At 36.5% G+C, this 22,607-nt stretch carries 22 protein-coding genes and 1 pseudogene; 18 read left to right on the top strand and 5 right to left on the bottom strand.

Annotated elements, in window-relative coordinates:
- Positions 1-51: 51 nt before the first annotated feature.
- The 4 genes from I589_RS09560 to I589_RS09545 all read left to right on the top strand — a co-directional run bounded on the left by I589_RS09560 (position 52) and on the right by I589_RS09545 (position 3,081).
- Complete coding sequence (locus I589_RS09560) at positions 52-1,548, top strand: carboxypeptidase M32 (RefSeq protein ID WP_010767648.1); 1,497 nt, start codon at positions 52-54, stop codon at positions 1,546-1,548.
- A 218-nt stretch (positions 1,549-1,766) separates the two neighbouring features.
- The gene (locus I589_RS09555; protein WP_010767649.1) at positions 1,767-2,435 is read left to right on the top strand and encodes an HD domain-containing protein; all 669 of its coding nucleotides are present in this window, start codon (positions 1,767-1,769) and stop codon (positions 2,433-2,435) included.
- Positions 2,436-2,484: 49 nt separating this feature from the next.
- Positions 2,485-2,844: a hypothetical protein gene (locus tag I589_RS09550; protein WP_010767650.1), complete on the top strand. Its 360-nt coding sequence runs from the start codon at positions 2,485-2,487 to the stop codon at positions 2,842-2,844.
- Positions 2,845-2,856: 12 nt separating this feature from the next.
- Complete coding sequence (locus I589_RS09545; RefSeq protein WP_010767651.1) at positions 2,857-3,081, top strand: hypothetical protein; 225 nt, start codon at positions 2,857-2,859, stop codon at positions 3,079-3,081.
- 70 nt (positions 3,082-3,151) lie between these two features.
- Here I589_RS09545 and I589_RS09540 read toward each other — a convergent pair whose 3' ends face one another.
- Positions 3,152-3,481 carry a hypothetical protein gene (locus I589_RS09540; RefSeq protein WP_010767652.1) on the bottom strand — a complete coding sequence of 110 codons (330 nt, stop codon included), beginning with the start codon at positions 3,479-3,481 and terminating at the stop codon, positions 3,152-3,154.
- 113 nt (positions 3,482-3,594) lie between these two features.
- On the opposite strand from I589_RS09540, the gene I589_RS09535 reads away from it, so the two are divergent.
- Positions 3,595-4,041 carry a GNAT family N-acetyltransferase gene (locus I589_RS09535; RefSeq protein WP_010767653.1) on the top strand — a complete coding sequence of 149 codons (447 nt, stop codon included), beginning with the start codon at positions 3,595-3,597 and terminating at the stop codon, positions 4,039-4,041.
- A 159-nt stretch (positions 4,042-4,200) separates the two neighbouring features.
- Positions 4,201-5,550, top strand: a complete 1,350-nt coding sequence (locus I589_RS09530; RefSeq protein ID WP_034684954.1) for a DEAD/DEAH box helicase — start codon at positions 4,201-4,203, stop codon at positions 5,548-5,550.
- Positions 5,551-5,646: 96 nt separating this feature from the next.
- On the opposite strand, the gene I589_RS09525 is transcribed toward I589_RS09530, so the two are convergent.
- The gene (locus I589_RS09525) at positions 5,647-6,090 is read right to left on the bottom strand and encodes a GNAT family N-acetyltransferase (RefSeq protein ID WP_010767655.1); all 444 of its coding nucleotides are present in this window, start codon (positions 6,088-6,090) and stop codon (positions 5,647-5,649) included.
- A 75-nt stretch (positions 6,091-6,165) separates the two neighbouring features.
- Here I589_RS09525 and I589_RS09520 point away from each other — a divergent pair, with 75 nt between their 5' ends.
- Both I589_RS09520 and alaS read left to right on the top strand, forming a co-directional pair.
- Positions 6,166-7,230: a DUF7278 family profilin-like fold-containing protein gene (locus tag I589_RS09520; protein WP_010767656.1), complete on the top strand. Its 1,065-nt coding sequence runs from the start codon at positions 6,166-6,168 to the stop codon at positions 7,228-7,230.
- A gap of 314 nt (positions 7,231-7,544) precedes the next feature.
- Positions 7,545-10,184 carry an alanine--tRNA ligase gene (alaS, locus tag I589_RS09515; RefSeq protein WP_010767657.1) on the top strand — a complete coding sequence of 880 codons (2,640 nt, stop codon included), beginning with the start codon at positions 7,545-7,547 and terminating at the stop codon, positions 10,182-10,184.
- Between the two features lie 95 nt (positions 10,185-10,279).
- Here the strand turns inward: alaS and I589_RS17855 are convergent, their stop codons facing one another.
- A complete protein-coding gene (locus tag I589_RS17855; RefSeq protein WP_010767658.1) occupies positions 10,280-11,050 on the bottom strand; it encodes a helix-turn-helix domain-containing protein in 771 nt (256 codons plus the stop codon).
- A gap of 489 nt (positions 11,051-11,539) precedes the next feature.
- Here I589_RS17855 and I589_RS09505 point away from each other — a divergent pair, with 489 nt between their 5' ends.
- From I589_RS09505 to I589_RS09495, 3 genes and pseudogenes are all read left to right on the top strand, one after another.
- Positions 11,540-12,136 (top strand): ECF transporter S component, encoded by a 597-nt coding sequence (locus I589_RS09505; RefSeq protein ID WP_010767659.1) that lies wholly within the window; start codon positions 11,540-11,542, stop codon positions 12,134-12,136.
- A 156-nt stretch (positions 12,137-12,292) separates the two neighbouring features.
- Positions 12,293-13,834: pseudogene (locus I589_RS09500) on the top strand (IS1182 family transposase); the annotation flags it as partial.
- A 484-nt stretch (positions 13,835-14,318) separates the two neighbouring features.
- Positions 14,319-15,485 carry a cation diffusion facilitator family transporter gene (locus I589_RS09495; RefSeq protein WP_010767662.1) on the top strand — a complete coding sequence of 389 codons (1,167 nt, stop codon included), beginning with the start codon at positions 14,319-14,321 and terminating at the stop codon, positions 15,483-15,485.
- A 121-nt stretch (positions 15,486-15,606) separates the two neighbouring features.
- Here I589_RS09495 and I589_RS09490 read toward each other — a convergent pair whose 3' ends face one another.
- Positions 15,607-16,020: a ribonuclease HI family protein gene (locus I589_RS09490; RefSeq protein ID WP_010767663.1), complete on the bottom strand. Its 414-nt coding sequence runs from the start codon at positions 16,018-16,020 to the stop codon at positions 15,607-15,609.
- An 87-nt stretch (positions 16,021-16,107) separates the two neighbouring features.
- Between I589_RS09490 and I589_RS09485 the strand changes: the two genes are divergently transcribed.
- Both I589_RS09485 and I589_RS09480 read left to right on the top strand, forming a co-directional pair.
- Positions 16,108-16,542, top strand: a complete 435-nt coding sequence (locus tag I589_RS09485) for an EbsA family protein (protein ID WP_010767664.1) — start codon at positions 16,108-16,110, stop codon at positions 16,540-16,542.
- Between the two features lie 16 nt (positions 16,543-16,558).
- Positions 16,559-17,440, top strand: coding sequence for a diacylglycerol/lipid kinase family protein (locus I589_RS09480; RefSeq protein WP_010767665.1), 882 nt, complete (start codon positions 16,559-16,561; stop codon positions 17,438-17,440).
- A gap of 365 nt (positions 17,441-17,805) precedes the next feature.
- Here the strand turns inward: I589_RS09480 and I589_RS09475 are convergent, their stop codons facing one another.
- Complete coding sequence (locus tag I589_RS09475) at positions 17,806-18,012, bottom strand: cold-shock protein (RefSeq protein ID WP_034684950.1); 207 nt, start codon at positions 18,010-18,012, stop codon at positions 17,806-17,808.
- Positions 18,013-18,198: 186 nt separating this feature from the next.
- Here I589_RS09475 and I589_RS09470 point away from each other — a divergent pair, with 186 nt between their 5' ends.
- The 5 genes from I589_RS09470 to I589_RS09450 all read left to right on the top strand — a co-directional run bounded on the left by I589_RS09470 (position 18,199) and on the right by I589_RS09450 (position 22,486).
- Positions 18,199-19,869, top strand: coding sequence for a formate--tetrahydrofolate ligase (locus I589_RS09470; protein ID WP_010767666.1), 1,671 nt, complete (start codon positions 18,199-18,201; stop codon positions 19,867-19,869).
- A gap of 158 nt (positions 19,870-20,027) precedes the next feature.
- Positions 20,028-20,432: a hypothetical protein gene (locus tag I589_RS09465; RefSeq protein ID WP_010767667.1), complete on the top strand. Its 405-nt coding sequence runs from the start codon at positions 20,028-20,030 to the stop codon at positions 20,430-20,432.
- Entirely contained in the window at positions 20,419-21,117 is a 699-nt protein-coding gene (locus I589_RS09460; protein WP_139242886.1) for a CBS domain-containing protein, read from the top strand. Before I589_RS09465 ends, I589_RS09460 begins: the two co-directional genes overlap by 14 nt.
- Positions 21,118-21,122: 5 nt before the next feature.
- On the top strand, positions 21,123-21,581 hold the full coding sequence (gene lspA / locus I589_RS09455; protein ID WP_010767669.1) for a signal peptidase II: 459 nt from the start codon (positions 21,123-21,125) through the stop codon (positions 21,579-21,581).
- On the top strand, positions 21,578-22,486 hold the full coding sequence (locus tag I589_RS09450) for an RluA family pseudouridine synthase (RefSeq protein ID WP_174298980.1): 909 nt from the start codon (positions 21,578-21,580) through the stop codon (positions 22,484-22,486). The genes lspA and I589_RS09450 overlap by 4 nt, the downstream gene beginning before the upstream one ends.
- The last annotated feature ends 121 nt before the right edge of the window (positions 22,487-22,607 follow it).

The raw sequence follows: 22,607 nt of genomic DNA, 5'->3' as shown, positions 1-22,607 counted from the left end.
GGTAAACTAGGATAGGATAAATTTTTAGGATTTTGATTTGGAGGATTGGATATGAAAGAACAAGAATTTTTACAAGAGTTAAAAGAAATTAATCTGTTTCAACAGGCTTTGGCTATTTTGGGCTGGGACACGCAAACAGGGATGCCTGAAAAAGCAAGCGATGATCGAGGAGAAGTAGAAAGCTATCTTTATGGACTTGCTTTTGAAAAAGAAGTTGGACCAAAAATAAAAGAGGCTCTAACTTATTTTGAAAATCGTCAGGATGAATTATCTGAAGTTGGTCAAGCAGCCTATCGCGTAGTGAAAGAACAATACGACTTAAATCATGCCATTCCAAAAGAAAAGATGGAAGCATTAAGTGGCGCGTTATCAAAAGCTCATGGGAGCTGGCAAAAATCACGTGCGTCGAAAAATTTTGCTGACTTTCGTGATGCGTTAGAGACCAACATTCGCTTGACAAAAGAATTAATTCCTTATTGGAAAAAAGACGAAGCAACAGATTATGATGTGCTACTTAATCAATATGAACCAAATATGACTGTTGAAATTTTGGATAAAGTCTTTGCCGAAGTTCGTGAGGGGATTCTGTCCATCCGAAAAACATTGGAAGAAAAAGGAACTGAACCAAACACTGACTTTTTATCTCGCAAAATGACCGTAGCGCAACAAAGAGAATTTGTTATAGGCGTGGTAACCCAATTAGGCTATGACTTTAGTCGAGGTCGTTTGGATGACACCATTCACCCGTTCATGATTGGAATTAATCATAATGATGCACGTATCACCACTCGTTGGGATGAGCATGACTTCACTATGGCGACATTTGGTGTGATTCACGAAGCAGGGCACGGCATGTACGAACAAAGCATTGATCCAAAATATCAATATACCCCTGTAGCAACAGGAACCTCGATGGGGATTCATGAATCTCAATCTTTATTCAATGAAATTATTATTGGCAGCAACAAACAGTTTTGGAAAAAACAATTCCCATTCTTAAAAGAATGTGCACCTGGAACATTTGATGATATTTCTTTTGATGATTTTTATGATTCTTTGAAAAAGACCCAAGCGAGCCTTATTCGAATTGAATCAGATAGCTTAACTTATCCACTGCATATCATCATCCGTTATGAGATTGAAAAACTAATTTTCAATGGAGAAGCACAAGTAGATGATTTACCGCAAATTTGGAATGACAAGTATGAAGAATACTTAGGAATCCGCCCAGAAAATGACTTAGAAGGAATCTTACAAGATGTTCATTGGTCTAATGGAAGCTTTGGTTACTTCCCATCTTATGCTTTGGGCTACATGTATGCGGCTCAGCTTTTGGAAGCAATGAAAAAAGAAGTTGATTTTGATAAGGTACTTGCTTCTGACGATTATAGTCCAATTAAATCATGGTTGACAGAGCATATTCACCAATATGGTGCATCGAAAAAACCCAATGAATTGATTCTTGAAGCAACTGGAGAAACACTAAATCCTCAATATCTAATTGATTATATGAAGAAAATCTATTTTGATGTTTATAAAGTAAAATAGATTCTTACGACTAGCAAGTCTATCTATGACTTCTAGTCGTTTTTTTCATTTAACTAGAAAGAAGATGTGTAAATAGTTGCTTTCTAAAATAATCAAGGCTATGATAGAAAATGGCTTGTAAAACTCTAAAAAAGTACATAAGAATAAAATTAGATAAACAAGGAGCGACTTCAAGTTTATCTTTTACTTTAAAATTATTCATAAAACATGGAGGAAATATGGAGAATACATTAGAACAAATTAAAAACTATACGTATCAGCTTTTAAAAAATGATACAACCGGTCATAGCATGGATCATATTGAGCGCGTGGTTGCGATTTGTAAGCAAATTCTTCCTACCGAGCCGCAAGCTGATTCCTTCGTTGTCCTTGCAGCAGCTTACCTGCACGACACAATTGATGACAAGCTAGTGGAAGACGAGGCAGCTGCAGCAAAAGAACTCCATTCATTTTTATTATCACTGGCTATCGACCCAAAAACTTGCCAAGAAATTATGTATATTATTCAACATCTTTCGTTTTCAAAAGAAATCGTTTCTGGAAAGGGAAGTCTCAGTATTTCAGGAAAAATTGTTCAAGATGCTGATCGAATTGATGCACTTGGAGCGATTGGTATTTTACGGACGGCCTATTTCGGTGGGGGAAAAGGACACCCTATCTATGATCCATCAATACAACCTGTAGATTATACGACTAAAAAAGATTATCGCCGTGGAAGTACCGTAATCAATCATTTCTATGAGAAACTTTTCTTACTGCCTGAACGGATGAATACAAGCTTTGGTAAAAAAGAAGCCCTTAGACGAAAGACATTTATGGAAAAGTTTCTTGAGGAGTTTTATCTGGAGTCAGCTCCTTTAGAAAATCCAACAAGAGAAACCAATTAGTTTATTTTTATGATTACATTTTCTATAATATAGAGAAGGAGGTAGTAAAATGTTTTATCAACAGGCGTTAACGCCAAAAGCTCTATTACGAATGCTTCCTCATATTTCCGAATGTTTTTTGCTTATTCAAAGTCACTTTAAGGAAAGGTACTATCAAGTGGCTGTTTACAAATATGAAAAGGAATGTTTCATTTTACGAGATGATGTACTGGTCAAAAAAATGGGGCGTTTATCCCTTAGTTCACACGGCGATGAGGAAGAAATACTTTCAGCAATTGAAGAGGCATTGGATGCTAATCATTACTTAATTACTGAAGAAAAAAATGTCTTATTGGATTTAAGAACCATTGAAAAAATGGGGGAAACCGCGAAAACAACGATTAACTATTTTGAGTTTGTTGATTTGTAGGAGGGGATTGTAATGAAAAAAACAGCCTATATCACAATGAAAGATGAAGGTTTGCTAAATGTGCTAAAGCAAGTAGACGGTGATGTCAGCACAATTGAGCTGATAGACGAACAAAATGATCTAGATGTCATGGTTCTTTCCCGATCTGACTGGGCATATCTAGTGGGGCTACTTGACAGTGAAGAGCGCGAACGTTTTTCATTAGAGGACACTACGGACGACTGGTCTAAAGAATAAAAAGCAGGACTTAATAGTCACAAAACTAGTTTTTATTCACTAGCTGTGTATCTATTTAAGTCCTGTTTTTTTATTTTTCTTTTTTCTGCTGAATTTCACGTAGCTTTTTGACTGCGCGAATAAAATTGATAAACACAAGTAGGAAACCAATTATGATGGGCACCCATAATAAATAAATAGGATAACCTGCTTCTTGGCTGAGCGTTTGGAGTGATTCATTCTCCATTTCACTAATCGCTTGCTGCCAGACTTGCAGACTAAATACTGTCAAAAACCCTGAAATAATCAATAAAATAAATCCGAGAAAGTGTAACGTCGTTTTTTTTCTTAAAATATAAAAAACAATATATATAATGAATAAAAATAATGGTACGCCAAAAGCGAAATAAGGATTTAACATGACAATCCCTCCTTTTTATTAATGATACTTCATATTTTTCGTTTTGAAAACCAGTAACCTCCTGATTTGTTCTTTTCCCAATTATACTATATAGTAATTTTGAGGTGACAATAATGGATGTAATCATTAGAAAAGCAGAAAGTACAGATTGGCAGGACATCAACCGGCTAAATACTGAGGACTTAGGATATGTAGTTTCTGAAACTCAGACAAAAAAACAGCTAGAAAAAATTTTAGCAGATGACACACAGATTATTTTTGTCGCAGCGTACAAGTCAACTGTTCAAGGATATGTTCATCTTAGCAACTATGAAACACTCTATTTTTCAACTTTAAAAAATGTGATGGGTCTGGCTGTTTCCAGCCGCTTTCAAGGGAATAAACTTGGCTCAAAGCTTATGAAAAAAGCAGAAGAATGGGCGAAGGCACAAGGTGCTTCTGGGATCAGAGTGAATTCTGGAGAAACAAGAGTAGGTGCACACAAGTTTTATGAGGCAATAGGATATGAATCGAAAAAAATGCAAAAAAATTTTTTCAAATATTTCCAACAAAATGATTGATTTTCGGAAATATTCACTAATTTTTATGTTTTTTTCCTAATCTAAACGTTCCTAGCTTATTTTACTAAAACATGAAGATTTATGAATAACTGTGCTTTTGACTGTTTTTTTATGGTATAATGCGCAAGGACTAAGTATAAAATGAAAAGAGGTGGTCTAGTGAATACATTTAAACAATTTCACTTTAACCCATTTATAGATGAGGCACTAAATGACAAGGGGTTCGAAACGCCTACAGAGGTTCAGGCAAAACTCATCCCATTAATTCAAAAAGGAAAAAGCGTGGTCGGACAATCCCAAACAGGTTCTGGTAAGACACACACATTTTTATTACCTTTAATGGATAAAATTAACGTAGAAAAAGACGAAACACAAATCGTCGTGACCGCACCGAGTCGTGAACTAGCTACACAGATTTTTCAAGCGGCCAGTCAAATAGCAAAATTTTCTACTCCTGAAATACGTGTGACAAATTTTGTTGGTGGAACGGATAAACAACGCCAGCTAAATCGATTAAAGCACCAACAACCACATGTGGTTATTGGTACACCAGGTCGTATTTTAGATATGATGAACGAACAGGCATTGAAGGTTCATACCGCTTCAGCATTCGTCATTGATGAGGCAGATATGACATTAGACATGGGCTTTTTAGAAGAAGTTGATCAAATTGCCAGTCGTCTTCCTGAAAAACTACAAATGTTGGTTTTCTCAGCAACCATTCCTGAAAAACTTCGCCCATTTTTGAAAAAGTATATGGAAAATCCGATTATTGAAGAAATTCGTCCAAAGGCGATTATTTCTGAATCTATTGATAATTGGTTAATTTCAACAAAAGGCAAAGATAAGAATCGTCTGATTTATCAACTGTTGACAGTTGGGCATCCTTATCTTGCGATTGTCTTTGCGAATACGAAACAGCGTGTCGATGAAATTACTGATTACCTAAAAGGACAAGGCTTGAAAGTTGCAAAAATTCATGGGGATATAACACCTCGCGAACGTAAACGTGTCATGCGCCAAGTTCAAAATTTAGAATTTCAATATGTAGTAGCCACAGACTTAGCTGCTCGTGGAATTGATATTGAAGGAGTTTCCCATGTTATTAATGCAGAGATTCCAGAAGAGTTAGATTTCTTTATTCACCGTGTCGGAAGAACGGGACGAAATCAGTTGTCAGGAACAGCGATTACACTTTATGATCCAAGTGACGATCAAGCGATTATGGCCATTGAGAAGTTAGGTGTAACCTTTAAACCAAAAGAAATTAAAGAGGGCGAAATTGTTGATACGTATGACCGAAATCGTCGAACAAAACGTGAGAAATCAAAGGATGTCCTAGATCCAACATTGATAGGTTTGGTTAAGAAAAAGAAGAAAAAAATCAAGCCAGGCTATAAAAAGAAGATTGAATGGGCAATTTCTGACAGCAACAAACAAAAAAGAAAAGTGGAGCGACGTCAACAAACACGCTCTGTTCGAAAAAACAAAAAGAATTCAAATCAATAATTAAAAGCAGATTCCTATTTGTAGGGATAGAAGAAGCCCGTTGCTTTTTCTGACACTACATTTTGAATCTGCTTTTCTTATATACTTTTTTCTTACCTATTCGTAACGATTTAATCGTTTTTCCACTTTGACACAAAGAATGCCGTCTTCCATATAAGTTGGTGATATCACTCTATATCCCATCTTTTCATAAAATGCCTGTGCTGTGACTTCTGCTGAAAGCACAGAAGTAGTACAGCCCTCATTTGCAGCTTTTTTCTCTGCTTCAAGTAATAGTTGTTTGCCAATTCCTTGATTTCTATAGCATTCACTTACACAAAAACGATCTGGATTGAATGTTTTTTCATCTATTTTTTGATAACGCAAGGTGGCAACTGGCTGACTTTTATTATAATAAACTAAATAGAGTGTAGCAAAATCATCGTCAAGTCTATCAAATTCTTCCTTTGCTGAAATCTTCTGCTCAAGAACAAATACTTGATATCTTAAATAAAAAGCAGCCGCCTGAATCCATTTTTCGTTTCCAATAACTAAATTCATATTTCTCCTCGCTTTCCTCGAATTCCATGCTATACTTCAAGCATACCAAAAAACAGTGAGGAAGGGAAAACACTCGTGAATTTTTTTAATCAATTAGAATGGAGTCACTGGAAGCAGCTGACTTTAGAAGATAAACAGCTATTATTCCGTCAAATACTTATGTATTATGTCAGCCCACTTGTAAAAGTTTCAGACGTTACTTTAGTGGACTATGAATTAGCAGGAATTAAATGTACGACATTTGAATGTAAATTAGATAATGAAGAATTTGTTTTCATTCCAGGAAATAAAGAGGCAATTTTAGGTTGGGATCTAGGTATTCAAGGATTACCTATTCAAGAAGTCGTCTACGAACAAGAGCTTGCGGAGGAATCTGAAATTTTTCTTCAATTTAAAGAAATCTACGGTTTTGAAATACTGGATGATTTCAATGACTATGTAAATGACTTTACCACTCCTTTACGAAAAGTGGCGGTTGCTCCGATGCTTGTCCAAAAATATGCCCTTCCTGTAGGGACAAGTTTTGTAGGTAGCTATCATACGGTGACGGCAAATTTTGAGGGCAACGAAATTGCAGCTGCTCCTTTTTTATCAGAAATAAAACATCAGCTAAGTCCTAAGCTTAGTTTAGAAGAAAGCTTAACATGGGAATTTCCTCGTTCTTTAAAAAAAGATAATGCTTATTACCTTGAGATGTCGTCAAATGAAGATACATATTCTGTGTATAAGCATTCTGCTGATACACATCAAGAACTTTTAAAAGAAATCCATGCAAAAGGGTTTGATTTGCTCACAGAAGACCAGTGGGAGTATGCCGTAGGTGGTGGTACTCGTCGGATTTTCCGCTGGGGAAATGAACTGTTGTCTGACCAATCCCCTTGGGCAAAATCAGTAAGAGAGAAAAAAGAGGGACCAAATATGTTTGGTCTGATTATAGATACGAGTAAAACCCGTTTTGAGCTCACTCGGGACCCTTCTGTTTTAAAGCTTGATATTATAGAAGACTCAGGATGTCCTATCATTGATTGCCTGCCATTATCGAGTTATTATCAGTCAGGAATCATGATTCAAGGAGAATCTCCTTTAGCCCCAGAAGAATTTCTTTATCGTAAAACAATTTCAATTGAAATGACTCAGTAAAAATTGACTTTTCTATGAGAATTCTTTATACTTTGAAAGTAATGAAAAGATCATCGTTTTAAGTGCAAAACATTTACAGAAAGTTTCTTGTTGCTGAGAGAGAAATAGTGTTTCTTTAAAATGGCTCCCTTTTCAGTTTGATAGAAATATCAACGCTACTCCGCGTTATCGAGTTTAAGAGGTAATGACAAACATCATTGCAATCAAGGTGGTACCGCGAATTATTCGTCCTTGACTGTGATGGTGTTTTTTTGCGTTTTTTTATAAATTCGCTACCATTTACTGATTTATTTGAAAAGAAAGTAGGAAAAAAGATGAAAGAATTAACAAGTAGTCAAGTTCGAAAAATGTATCTTGATTTTTTCCAATCAAAAGGACACAGTATTGAACCCAGTGCTTCACTAGTCCCTGTAAATGATCCGACCTTATTATGGATTAACTCAGGTGTCGCGACACTAAAAAAATATTTTGATGGCTCTGTGGTTCCTGAAAATCCAAGAATCACTAACGCACAAAAATCAATTCGTACAAATGATATTGAAAATGTAGGGAAAACTGCACGTCACCATACAATGTTTGAAATGCTTGGCAATTTTTCTATTGGTGATTATTTCAAAACAGAAGCAATTCACTGGGCATGGGAATTTTTAACTTCTCCTGAATGGATGGCCTTTGATCCTGAAAAACTTTACGTGACCGTTTATCCAAAAGATACAGAAGCAAAGCGTATTTGGCATGAAGAAATTGGACTAACAATGGAGCACATCATCGATATTGAAGATAACTTTTGGGATATTGGTGCAGGCCCATGTGGACCAGATTCTGAAATATTCTATGATCGCGGTGAAGCTTTCAATGATGTTGCCGAAGATGACCCTGAAAACTATCCTGGGGGAGAAAATGAACGTTATCTTGAAATTTGGAATCTTGTTTTCTCAGAATTTAACCATCAGGCAGATGGCTCTTATGAACCTTTACCCCATAAAAATATTGATACGGGAATGGGGCTTGAACGAATGGTTTCTATCGTTCAAAATGCACCAACAAACTTTGAAACAGACTTATTCTTACCAATTATCCATGCTGTCGAAAAATTAAGTGGAAAAGTTGCTTATGGAGATTCACCACAGACTAATATCTCCTTTAAAGTCATCGCAGACCATATCCGCGCATTATCCTTTGCGATTGGCGATGGGGCACTTCCTTCAAATGAAGGTCGTGGATACGTGTTACGTCGCTTATTACGCCGGGCAGTTATGCATGGGAAAAAATTAGGCATTGATGAAGCGTTCTTGTATAAACTTGTTCCTGTTGTAGGGAACATCATGGTTAGTTACTATCCTGAAGTCTTACAACAACAAGAGTTTATTGAAAAAGTCGTACGAACAGAAGAAGAACGTTTCCATGAAACAATTAATGAAGGCTTAGCGATTCTAAATGAAGTTATTTCAAATGTGAAAGCTGAAAACCAAACAACATTAAACGGAAAAGATATCTTTAAATTGTATGATACTTACGGATTCCCTGTAGAATTAACAGAAGAAGTTGCTGAAGATGAAGGGCTTAAAGTGGATCATGAAGGATTTGAAAAAGAGATGCAGGCCCAAAGAGAGCGTGCTCGCGCAGCTCGCAGTACGGAAATATCTATGGGTGTTCAATCTGCTTTACTGACTGATATTAAAGTGGAAAGTTCATTTGTTGGCTATTCTGAAACAGAATATACAAGCTCATTATTGGTAATTGTACAAAACGAAGCCATTATTGACACCGTTTCTGAAGGCAATGCACAGTTAATCTTTTCTGAAACACCTTTTTACGCGGAAATGGGTGGTCAAGTTGCAGACCAAGGATTTATTCAAAATGAAGCAGAAGAAACTGTTGCAACTGTTATTGATGTAAAAAAAGCACCAAACGGACAATTTTTGCATACAGTTGAAGTGCTTCAACCACTAAAAGAAGGAACTCTATACAAACTAGTTGTTGACAAATCAAAACGAAATCGAATTATTAAAAACCATACTGCTACACATTTATTGCATAAAGCGTTAAAAGAAGTGCTGGGTGGTCACGCAAACCAAGCCGGCTCTCTAGTAGCTCCAGGTCATTTACGTTTTGACTTCACTCATTTTGGACAGGTAACTGCAGATGAATTGAGTCAAATGGAACGGATTGTTAATGAAAAGATTTGGGAAGCAATTCCTGTTATTACTATTGAAACGGATATTGATACAGCCAAAAATATGGGTGCGATGGCCCTATTTGGTGAAAAATATGGACACGATGTGCGCGTAGTAAATGTTGGCGATTGGTCGATTGAGCTTTGTGGTGGTATCCATGTAAACAATACTGAAGATATTGGTATTTTCAAAATAGTCGCTGAATCAGGTATAGGCGCAGGGGTTCGACGGATAGAAGCTGTAACAAGCAAAGAAGCTTATGAACTACTTTACAATGAAGAACAGCAGCTAAAAGAAGTGGCTTCTATTGTTAAATCCCCTCAATTAAAAGAAGTGGTAAGCAAAACGGAACAAGTGCAACAACAACTTCGAGAGTTACAAAAAGAAAATGAACAGTTGGCTGGAAAATTAGCAAACCAACAAGCTGCGGATGTCTTCCAGAATGTTGAAGAGATAAATGGTGTTCGTGTTATCTCAGCTGAAGTTCAGGTAAAAGATATGAATCAATTACGTCAACTAGCTGATCAATGGAAACAAAAAGAACTTTCAGATGTACTAGTTCTTGCAAATAGTCACGAAGGCAAGGTAAGTTTACTTGCTGCGATGAATAAAGTAGCCAATGAAAAAGGACTAAAAGCAGGTGATTTAATTAAAGCCATTGCACCAAAAGTTGGTGGCGGCGGTGGGGGTCGTCCGGATATGGCGCAAGCAGGTGGAAAAAATCCAGCGGGAATCCCAGATGCTCTAAAAGAAGTAACTATTTGGTTAACAAAATAATATCGTAAAAAAACCATCTCTACCCAGTCAGAATGGGGGAGAGATGGTTTTTTCTTTCTTCTAATGCTAATACACACTTAATAGGGTATTTACTTTTACTCATTTCTCTTATTTTTATACCTTCTAATATGCGCAAATAACCAACTAGTTAGAAAAAAGATTGCAGCTAAAATGCCTTGAGAGAGAGCTGGTATAATAAAATCTATTGACTCATTCAGCTCATTTGTTATGTACATTCCTAAATAGTTAACAACAACAGATAAACATAAAACAGCTATCCCTAGCCACCAGATACTAACACGTGTGAATCGCCATAAAAGGATAACCATCCAACAAAATATTAGACTAACCAAACAAAGTTGCACGCCATATGCCCAGAACCAATCACTACTAGAATCAACATATTGAATCGTCATCAATAAAGGTAATAATAAGCAAGTGATACCTATACTTGTTTTTAGTAAACGTTCGGTCTTTGTATAACAGGCAATTGCTAAAACAATTCCCGTAAAAAGACAGCTTCCTGCTACGATTAAAGACCATGTAAATTTCCCCGTTAGACTGAAATCAACGATAAAACAGATACTACTTGCCAGTGCTAAACAACCTAAAATACATAAAAATAAACTGCTAAGTATGCTTCTTTTTTTCAAGCTTATAATCATCTTTTTATCTCCTTTTAGTAGGGTATCAATTGTTACAGAAAATAAGGAACTTAACAAAATTAAACTTTCAATATCCGGATAACTTCGACTTAGCTCCCAGTTAGAAATCGTCTGTCTTGATACATTCATTTTACTTGCTAACTCTTGCTGAGTCAGTGCTAATTTTTTTCTTTCTTCTTGTAGTTTTTCGCCTAAAACCATGAATTATTCTTGCCTCCTTTTTCTTTATTTTTAGTGTAGCAGTCTGATAAAAAAATAAACAGAACTTTCAAATAAATAGCATGCTTAGTTTCTTTACGCCTTGATATAAAGGCATTCTTAGGTTGGTTACAAACAGATATTTTTTAAGGAATTGTGCTTTTTCAATTTGTCTCTTTTCTTCTACACAAAAATCCGCTCCTATTTTTTAAAATAATTTTTACTATATACTTTGCTGACTTCATTTAAACGAATCATCGAACCTTACTTTTCAATTCACTCTTTATTTAGAAGTCAAATTTTTTTGGTTCGTTCTATAGAATTTTCTTTTTTATCATGGGTTGAAGAAAGAGAGAGGGGGAATAGTCTTTTACACCTTAATGAAAATTCATTTAGCCTCCTACAATAAGTATAATAAGTAAAAACAGTTGACGAATAACAAATTTATTTCTATTATAAAGCTCATACTTACCTATGAGTAGGAGGGAAAAAATGAAAAGTACAAACAAAACATTTCGCTTAGTCTTACGATCCATTTTATTAGCCATTATTATTGTTCAAGCAATGGTTCCTTGGCTAGGCTTTATCCCATTAGGCTTTGTTAGCTTGACTATCATTCATATCACTGTGATTGTCGCAGCCGTTGTTTTAGGACCAAAGGATGGAATGATTATTGGGTTATTTTGGGGACTAGCTACGATTATCCGTGCATTTGCAATGCCCACCACGCCTTTTGATACCTTAGTCTTCACTAATCCAATCATCTCAGTGGTTCCTAGGGTATTAGTAGGGCTGATTGCAGGTTATGCCTTTCATATAATCTACAAAAAAAGCCATTCTATTACAGCCGGTTCCGTTACAGCAGGGATATTAGGTTCACTAACGAACACGCTTCTAGTGCTAGGTTTTATGGGCTTATTTTACACAAACGCTACAGCAGGAGCTTACGGAGTGGATTCCTCCCTTTTATTTAAAACACTTTTTGGTGTGGCTGTTGCAAATGGGATTCCTGAAGCAATTGGTGCAGCAATAATCACGCCGCTTCTAGCCAGCGCTTTATTTCACGCTACACCATTAGAACCAAAATAAGCAAAAAATAACGAGGGGGCTGTGACATAAGTCCCTAACAGAAAAGTGCATGAAATGACGAAAAACCGTTCATTTCATGCGCTTTTTTAGTTAAAATAAAAGAAGCACAGGTGGCACCCTGTGCTTCAAACATTTAATCCTGAAAGGACTAAAAATATGCATACCTATTATAACATGAATCAACTCACTTTGGACTTATCAACTTCATTTTCTCCCAAAGAAAATCACGTCGCTGTTTTCATCAATGAATTAGTGGAATCTCTTCAAATCAATGAGCCGTATCTTTTTGGACGCCCTAGAGAGTATGATCTAGGTGCCATGATGAAGCTAGTTCTGTTTGCCTATACGAGAGAAACCTTCACCAGTCGCAAGATTGAGCGATTGGCTGAAGAAAATTTATATGCCCGTTGGTTGACTCAAGAACGTGTACCTTCTTATCGAACGATTGCCCGTTTCTGCGTGTCCAATGATGTGCAGGAATTGACGAATAAAGGATTAACACATCTGACCGAGTATCTTCGCGCGCGCAATCTGATTGATGATGCGTTGTTTATCGATGGCACGAAAATTCTAGCCGATGCGAATAAATACAGCTTTGTCTGGAAGAAAAACACGATCCGTTTTGATCAGATGAATCGTGAAAAACTCCTTTTATTGATGACGGAATTAAAAGAAGCTTATGCAGTAAAAGAGATTCCCGAAGGGACTTCCCTTACACTAGACATGGTAGATGAGCTGTTGACACGAATGGAACTGAGATTGGAAGAAATTGAAAAAAAAGTCCAGTCAACGAAACGAATTTCACCTAATCCCGCAAAAAAACAGCGCCGAACGCTAAAAAGTCAAGTACGCAAATTAACTGAAAAACGAGAGAAGCTGATTGAACACCAAGATCAGTTTTCTATTTATGGTGCCAGAAATAGTTACTCAAAGACCGATCATGACGCTACTTTCATGCGCGTGAAAGAAGATCATATGATGAATGGTCAATTAAAGCCAGCCTACAATTTACAAATCGCTACTTGTAATCAATTTGTTTTAGGATATGATGTTTTTCAAAACCCAACTGACACTAGAACCTTACAACCATTACTTGAAAAAATGAATGTGATTAACCAATCACATCGATATATTGTCGCAGACGCAGGGTATGGCTCTGAAAGTAATTATCGATATCTAGAAGATGAACTCCCTCAACATACCGCGCTTATTCCCTACGGGACCTTTTTAAAAGAGAAAAGTAAAAAGTGGAAAACCGATGAGCAAAAAATAATGAACTGGACTTACAATGAACAGGAAGATTACTATATCGATCCTAAAGGTGTGCGATTTAATTTTCATGCCTATCGCAAAAGAACCGATAAAGATGGATTTATTCGAGAGTTTAAAGAATATCAAGCAGAAAAAATCGATCTAAATCAAGAAGTGATTCCTGAAGCTCTAACACCGAAGGGGTATATTAGAAAAATTACAGTAAACCCTGCTTGGGAATATCATAAAGCCAAACAAAATGAGCTTCTTTCTACCCCTGAAACCGGAAAGGTTTATAGTCGCAGGAAGATTGATGTAGAAACAGTCTTCGGATTTATGAAGGCTTGTTTAGGCTTCACTCGATTCACAGTTCGAGGGTTAGATAATGTAAGAAAGCAATCAGGTTTACTGATTACGGCAATCAATATGATGAAGCTGGCAAAAATAAGTAATTAAACCAACCAATTATACTAAAAAAACAAAATGCACGCGAAAATATTTTTATTTTCGCGTGCATTTTGTTTTTATCGAGGACGTAACTAACTAACTTATGTCACGCCCCCTTTGTAAAACCTTAATAATCGGCGGGAACAGAAAACAACTCGTCTTCTCAACAGATTCTACGCATGAAACATGTTAGAGTTGAAGGATTTAAAAATAAGCTGAATACTTCTGTCCCAACCTCAACTAAAGAAAAGAGTCTGGAGCAACCTAAATGTTTTGGACTCTTTTACTCTATCGAAAAGTAGAGAAACAGACTTTTTTGTACGCTTTACTTCACTATTTACTCATACCATCCGTTCCTTTTTTTGCCCGCTTTTTCATTCATTTTCGTTTCAGCTTGTTAGAAATTTCGGATACCCTTAAAGCTTGTATGTTCGATTTATAGCCTTTATAATGAATTATTGACTTTTGAAAGGTGTTCTTACTTATGATTCAGTATCTATTACAAAAAATTCAGAAAAACTCTCCAATAAACTCAACGGCAGGAAGAACGAAGGCAGGGGTTTTAGCCGGAATTCTAGGACTTCTCTCAAATAGTATTTTATTCGGTAGTAAACTAACGATTGGGTTTCTTTCTGGGAGTGTCTCTATCATGGCTGACGCAATTAACAGTCTCTCTGATACCGCCTCGTCTGTTTTGACGCTTGTCGGGTTCCACATATCTGCAAAGCCTGCAGATAGAGAGCATCCATACGGGCATGAACGCTTTGAATATATCAGCGGATTGTTTGTTTCCATTATCGTTACTTACGTAGGATTTCAATTTTTAGATAGTTCTTTTCAGAAAATTTTACATCCGCAAAATCTTTCCTTATCACCAATCATTTTTATTGTTCTTATTCTTTCGATTGCCATAAAAATTTGGCAAGGAGCCATGTATCGAACTATTGGTAAGTCAATTCAGTCAAATACACTAAACGCCACGGCACAAGATAGTTTAAATGATGTCTATACGACAATGGCTGTATTAATTTCTGCAGGAGTAGAGTGGGGAACGGGGTGGCGAATTGATGGGTACGTCGGTTTCATTATTGCTGTTTATATTTTGTACAGTGGCATTCAAATGATTAAAGGGTTTGTCGATGATTTATTAGGTAGTCGACCGACTGCTGAGGAAATTGAGAAAATGAAGCAGCGCCTTTCTTCAAATACCTCCATTTTAGGCTACCATGATTTACTTATCCATAGTTATGGTCCCAGTAAGCGTTTTGCCTCTGTTCATATTGAGGTAGATGAATCGTGGGATTTAAATTATGCCCATACAATCATCGACACCATTGAAAAAGAGTTTAAAGAAACACTGGGAGTTGATTTAGTCTGCCACTTAGACCCTGTCGCTCTACATGATCGCAACTATACAAGATTGTCGCTAATTTTAAAAGAAATTCTTGCAAAAATAGATGGGAATCTACGGATGCATGATTTTCGAATTGAGCATGCGACAGAGCCAAAAATTCTTCAATTCGACTTGGCTGTTCCTGCCAAACCTAGATATAGTGATGAAGAACTAAAACAGCTCATTCAATCAAATCTTCAACAGCAAGTTGGCAAATATACTTTAGATATTACATTCGATCATAACTATCTACTTTAAAAAAGAAAGTAATGATCCTACGAACTTCCCCTAAAAGTAGAACTTTCCAGCTTCTTTTAGGGCCATATATTTTAAAAAAACAGTCAGCTATCTTTGAATGAGTCCGGGATAAATATCCCCTTCATTTTTTCTTTCTTTTTTTTAATGCCTTTTGCAGCCCTTGTCTTGCAAGGTTATCAGCACCCTTATTCTTACTTTCTGGAATCCATTGAAGGATAAGCAAAGGGAAGTGCTCCTGCAATTGTCGGAATTTCGATAGATAAGGGAAAAACTGTTCATTAGTAGTGTAATCCTTATCAATCGTTTGCACTACAACCTTGCTATCGGAATAGATCATTGTAGTCTCTTGCTCAAGATGGTGGGCAAGCAAAAATTCCAACGCAGTTATTAATATTTCAAATTCTGCTTGATGATTTGTCATTTCTGAAAAAACAAACGATTCTTGTTTGTACATCTTCTCACTTGTTATCATTAATCCACCGCCACTTGGTCCCGGATTTCCTTTTGTAGACGCATCAATAAATACTTTTATCATACGTTCTCCTTTTCTTAATAAAAAAAAATGTGTTAAGATAAGTATAACACTAAGAAATAGGTTTATTAAGATAGAGAGGATACATCTATGAAACGTACGTATTATCATTGGCAACCTGAATTGTCAACGGCTATGATTTACTGGTCTGGCACGATGATGATTTTCTTTTTCAGCTTAATTCTTTCCTTAGAGCACACTCGTCCTTATTGGGCTAGCAATACAGTTCTAGTTGTTTTTTTATGCTTTGTTTATCTTGGCTGGCGACGCTCTTTATTTATTAATAAACATCAACTGGAAATTCGCTATGCAGCCTTTTGGAAAGTAACAAAAATTCCTTATGATGAAATTGAATGGGTGAGAGAAGGTCCAAAAGGAATTGAACTTAAGTCTAAACGCCTTCCAAAACCAGTTCTCTTTAACATGAAAGTAAAGACAAAAGAAAAATTTATAAAAAATTTAACGTCTATAGAAATGAATGCAAAGTTCTTCTATGACGAGTCTCTAAAAATATCAAAAGATTGAAAAGGTGGCGTATACTATGAAAGCAATGATTATTTTAAATCCTTCCTCAGGACAAGAAAAAGCAGTTGATTTTCCGAAACAAATTGATGAAGCTTTGGTAGTTCACTATGAAGAACGTGTGCTAAAAGAAACAAAAGGTGCAGGTGATGCGAAAAAATTTGCCGAAGAAGCGATAAAAGAAAATTTTGATTTAGTGGTAAGTGTCGGTGGAGATGGAACGATTCATGAAGTAGTAAATGGACTTGCTCCAGCAGAGAAACGTCCAGCACTGGCAATTATTCCACTGGGAACTGTAAATGACTTAGCTCGTGCACTTGATATTCCTTTAAAACCAGAAGAAGCGATTGAACTGTTAAAAGAGTTTGACTTGCGTAAGATTGATGTAGGGCTTGCTAGTACAGAATATTTCATCAATAGTTTTGCCTTGGGAATGATTCCTACAGCTGTCCACGAGGTACCAATAGAAGAAAAAAGTAAACTTGGTCCCTTAGCCTATGCAAAAGAAGGGGTAAAGGAATATTTTAAAAACGAAAAAATTCAGCTTACCCTTCACTCCGATCATTTTGAATGGTCTGGCGAAGCGAATATTTTAATGATTGGACTAACCCAGTATATGGCTGGCTTAACTAATTGGTTTCCTGAAGCGAAAGCAGATGATGGCGTATTCCACGGATTAATCTTAAAAGATTTAAGTCTTGTGAATTCCCTCAAACTTCTACCAAACCTACTTGGAAATAATGTTGAGGAAAATGAAGAGACGGTGAGCTTTGTTGGAACAGAAATACGAATCGAAGGTAAAGAAAACTATCCGTCTAATCTTGATGGAGATAAGGGGATTGAGCTTCCTGTAACAGTGAAACTCTTACCTAGTCATCTTTCGATTGTTGTTCCTAAATAAATACATGCACTTGAGATAATCGTTGCCTGTATTTCCAACCTTTATGCGTTATAGTGTCCGAAATGTAACTAAACAAGTTATGTTTCGGACTTTTTTGTAGTATTGTTAGAAGTTTTGTTCTAATCCGCTTACCAAAAAAATTTCTAATGCTTGTACCTATGTACTTCTTTTAAAGAAAAAAAGGAGGTGGGACATAACTGATTAAGTTATGCCCCACCTTCGTAAAATCTTAATAAACGACCTCAACAACTTCTATGCATGTAATATGCTAGAGTTGAAGGCTTCAAAAATAAGCTGAACACTTCTGTCCCAATCTCGTCTATCTAAATAAATTACTGAATCAATTCACTAAAAGTTCTCATAAATCATCCTGTTACTTTTCGGACATGAGCGGCTTGGGTTCCTCTGTTTCCTTCGACAACCTCGAATTCCACCGCCTGATTTTCTTCCAAGTTCTTGAAACCTTCCTCTTCAATAGCAGTAAAGTGAACAAAAATTTCTTCCACTTCATTGTACAGGATAAATCCATATCCCTTTTTACTATCAAACCATTTCACGATTCCTTTGGCCAAATCACTCACGACCTTTCTGATTACTTATGAAACTAGCCTAATTATAATCATGAAATAGAAACACGTCAAATTTATTTTAATTTACTCGCTTATCTAGTGATTTTCTTTCAAAAAACAAGTATAATAAGTATATTCTTAACGAAATAATAGAAATATAATAAAAAAGTTCGTAATTTGGAGGGCATCATGAAAACAGATATAGAAATTTCTCAATCAGTGAACCTTACACCCATAAAAGAAATTGCTGAAAAAATAGGCTTGAAAGAAAATGATTTAGAATTATATGGAAATTATAAAGCAAAAATTGACTTTCCCACTATTCAAAAAGCAGCAGAGAAAGAAGACGGTCATTTAATTCTAGTTACTTCTATTAACCCTACACCTGCAGGAGAAGGCAAATCTACCATTACGATTGGTTTAGGGGACGCTTTAAATAAAATTGGTAAAAAAACAGTCATCGCATTACGTGAACCATCACTGGGGCCTGTCATGGGGATAAAAGGGGGGGCAACAGGAGGTGGATATGCACAAGTACTGCCTATGGAAGATATCAATTTACATTTTACAGGAGATATGCATGCCATAACCACTGCAAATAATGCGCTCTCTGCCTTACTAGACAATCATATTCAACAAGGAAACGAATTAGCAATCGATCCTCGCCGAATCATTTGGAAACGCGTGGTTGATTTAAATGATCGTGCGTTACGACAAGTCGTGGTGGGATTAGGTGGTCCTCTTCAAGGCATGCCTAGACAAGATGGATTTGATATCACTGTTGCCAGTGAGATTATGGCGATATTATGTTTGGCAACGAACATAGAGGACTTAAAAACACGCCTTTCTAATATTGTGGTTGCCTATACATTTGAAAAAACACCCATTACTGTAGGTGATTTACAAGTAGAAGGGGCACTTGCGCTTATATTAAAAGATGCGATCAAACCAAATCTTGTTCAAACAATTTATGGAACGCCTGCATTTGTCCATGGCGGACCTTTTGCCAATATCGCCCATGGCTGCAATAGTGTATTAGCAACAAAAACAGCTTTAAAATTAGGTGATTATGTCGTGACAGAAGCTGGGTTTGGTGCAGACCTAGGTGCTGAGAAATTTTTAGATATCAAAGTACCTAATTTAAAGAAATCTCCTGATGTCATCGTTATTGTTGCAACAATTCGTGCATTAAAAATGCATGGCGGTGTAAAAAAAGAGCAGCTAAACGAAGAAAATATAGAAGCTTTGACCCACGGATTCAGTAATTTGAAAAAACATATTGAAAATATGCAAAGCTACGGAATTCCAGTCGTTGTAGCTATCAATGAATTTATTTCCGATACCAAACAAGAAATTACTCAACTAGAAGCACTCTGCAAAAAACAGGGAGTCATTGTTGAGTCAGCAAGTGTCTGGGAACATGGGGCCGATGGCGGAACAGCTCTTGCCAAAACAGTGGCTTCGGTTATTGAAAATGAGACAACCAACTATCACTCTATTTATCCAGTTGGTGCGTCACTCGAAGAAAAAATCGAGACTATTGTCACAAAAATCTATGGCGGAGCAGGAGTATCGTTTAGTCAAAAAGCAATCAACCAAATGAAGACTTTTGAAGATTATGGCTGGGATCGTTTACCTGTCTGCATGGCAAAAACACAATATTCACTCTCAGATGATCCTAAAGCACTTGGCGCGCCATCTAATTTTACTGTCACAATTCGAGAATTAGTTCCTAAGATAGGAGCAGGATTTATCGTAGCACTTACTGGAGATGTGATGACTATGCCAGGCTTACCCAAACAACCTGCTGCTTTAAATATGGATGTTTTAGAAGATGGGACAGCAGTAGGATTATTTTAAATGATGAATAAAGTAGACAAGTCGTTTTCACAAATGATTTGTCTGCTTTTTCTTATTCTCCAGTCAAAGATTGCTGATTTCTTAAATTTCTAAAGTCAATCAGCTTTATACGTCTTGTTTTTTACGTTATACTAAAGCATAATAAGGAGTGCATTTTTATGAAACTTTTCTTGACTCGACAAACAGGCTTTTATGCAATAGCCAGCCCGATTGATGTATGGATAAATGGAGAAAAAAGAATGAGTATACAAAATCAACAGACAAAAGAAATTGAGCTGCCTGATGACTCTGACTCTGTAACGGTACAGGTACGTTTCTCATTTTTATTAAGAAGTCCAGTCTATTCCATTCCTCCAAGTCCAATGAAAAGCTATACAGTTGTGATGAATCCGCAGCTTATTCAGATTTATCTTGCCTTATTTGCTAGTATGATTATCTTCCCGTTAGTCTTAAAAAGTCTTTGGCTGACGCTCATTATTCTTATCTTGTTTGGCTTTTTCTTGAAAAATATGGCTTCAAAAGCTTATCTACTTAAGGAGAATATTCATGGTGAAACCGTCTGAAGAATTTTTGAATAGTTTTAACCGCATTGAAAAATGGTTACGTGAGGAACTGAATAATCCCAATAGTATGGGCTTTAGTGAGATGGTCCGCAGACTGTCACGTCGAAAAGACTTGCTGGTGGGAGCAAATGAAGAAGATTTATTGCAGATGGCACAATTGAGAAATGCCATCATCCATGAGCGTATTTCAGAAGATTTTGTTATTGCAGAACCGAATGAATGGGCCGTTCAGCGGATTAAACAAATTGAGCAGGATCTAACTAGACCTGAGAAAGTTTGTCCTAAATTCTCAAAAAAAGTGACTGGTTTTGAGTGGGATGTCCCTCTACTTGAAATTTTGCGTATCGTCTCAGAAAAACGTTATTCGCAATTTCCGCTGTATCGAAGAGGAACATTCGAGGGCCTCATTACTTTGCGTGCACTAGGTTTCTGGTTTGCAAAGCGTAGTCAACAGGGCGCTCTTCACCTAGAAAACTTAAAAGCAAAGGATTTATTAGTCTCAGGTGGAAAAGAAACCAACTATCAATTCATCTCATCTGATACGCATGTCTTTGAGGTAGAGGCTCTGTTTCGTGATAAAGCGACATTAGAGGCCGTGTTGATAACAAAAGACGGAAACCCAAATGGAAATTTATTAGGCATCATTCGACCGAGAGATATTTATAATACTTTAGAAAAGGATTGACGCATGTGATTTTTGTATATTTATTGTTAAGTGCTGTAATCGTGGGGATTGACCAATGGGTAAAAATTTGGACAGTCTCAACATTTGAATTAGGAGAAAGCCAATCAGTTATTTCAAATATTTTTTCTTTGACCTACATTAGAAATACAGGTGCAGCTTGGAGTCTGCTTGAAGGAAAGATGTGGTTTTTTACAATCGTTACCGTGATTGCAGTGATTGCTGTGCTTTATTTTTTAATTAAAAATCTGCACGGTAGCAAATGGTTTACAGTAGGACTTAGCCTCGTATTAGCAGGTGCTTTAGGAAACTTTATTGATCGTGTTCGTCTGGGCTATGTTGTAGACATGTTTCAAACAGATTTTATAAATTTTCCAATTTTCAATGTCGCTGATATGTCGCTCGTAATTGGTGTAATCTGTATATTCATCTATATTATTTTAGACGAGAAGGAAAAGGGGAAATAATGGAACAAATTGAGGTAATCATCCAACAACAAACTGGTCGAATCGATAAAGCACTGACCGAAGCATTAACGAACTATACACGTTCACAAATTCAACAATGGTTAAAGGAACAATCAGTAACCGTCAATGGAGAACTTGTGAAAGCAAATTACAAAGTAAAAGCAAAAGATAAAATAATCATTACGATTCCTGAGCCTGAAACACTTGACTTACTTCCAGAAGATATTCCTCTTGAAATTGTCTATCAGGACGAAGACCTTGCTGTCATCAATAAGCCTCAGGGAATGGTTGTTCACCCTTCTGCTGGACATAAGGATGGAACGCTAGTTAATGCTTTACTTTTTCATATTAAAGACCTTTCAACCATTAATGATGTAATTCGACCTGGGATTGTTCATCGAATTGATAAAGATACGTCTGGGTTATTAATGATAGCCAAAAACGATCATGCGCATGAAGCATTGGCAAAACAGCTTAAAGATAAAACATCCTTGAGAAAGTATGTTGCACTAGTCCATGGAGAAATTTCCCACGAAAAAGGGACCATTGAAGCGCCGATTGGTCGTTCAAAGGTGAATAGAAAAAAACAAGCAGTGATAGAAGATGGCAAACCTGCTGTTACACATTTTACCGTACTCGAACGCTTTTCTGGCTTCACACTTGTTGAACTACAGTTAGAAACAGGGCGCACACATCAAATTCGTGTACACATGCAGTATATTGGATTTCCAGTTGCAGGAGATCCTCTATATGGACCTAAAAAAACATTGCCGGGAAATGGACAGTTTCTTCATGCCAAGCTTCTTGGATTTACCCATCCAACAACTGGTGAAGTAATGACCTTTGAAGCACCGCTTCCCGAACTATTCAAAAAAACTTTAGAAACTTTAAGAGAAAGTGATTGATTTTTCTTTGTAAGAACGGTATAGTAATTCTAGAGAAAATTAAATAAGTAATCCTTTAAGAGTAGTCCCGTGAGGCTAAGAAGGAAGCGAGTAAGCTCAATACTCAGTGCGCTGAGAGTTT

It is taken from the genome of Enterococcus phoeniculicola ATCC BAA-412 (assembly GCF_000407505.1).
Lineage (GTDB): Bacteria > Bacillota > Bacilli > Lactobacillales > Enterococcaceae > Enterococcus_K > Enterococcus_K phoeniculicola.
Note: the sequence above shows the minus strand (reverse complement) of the source record. Positions and strands in the feature narration are given on the sequence as shown.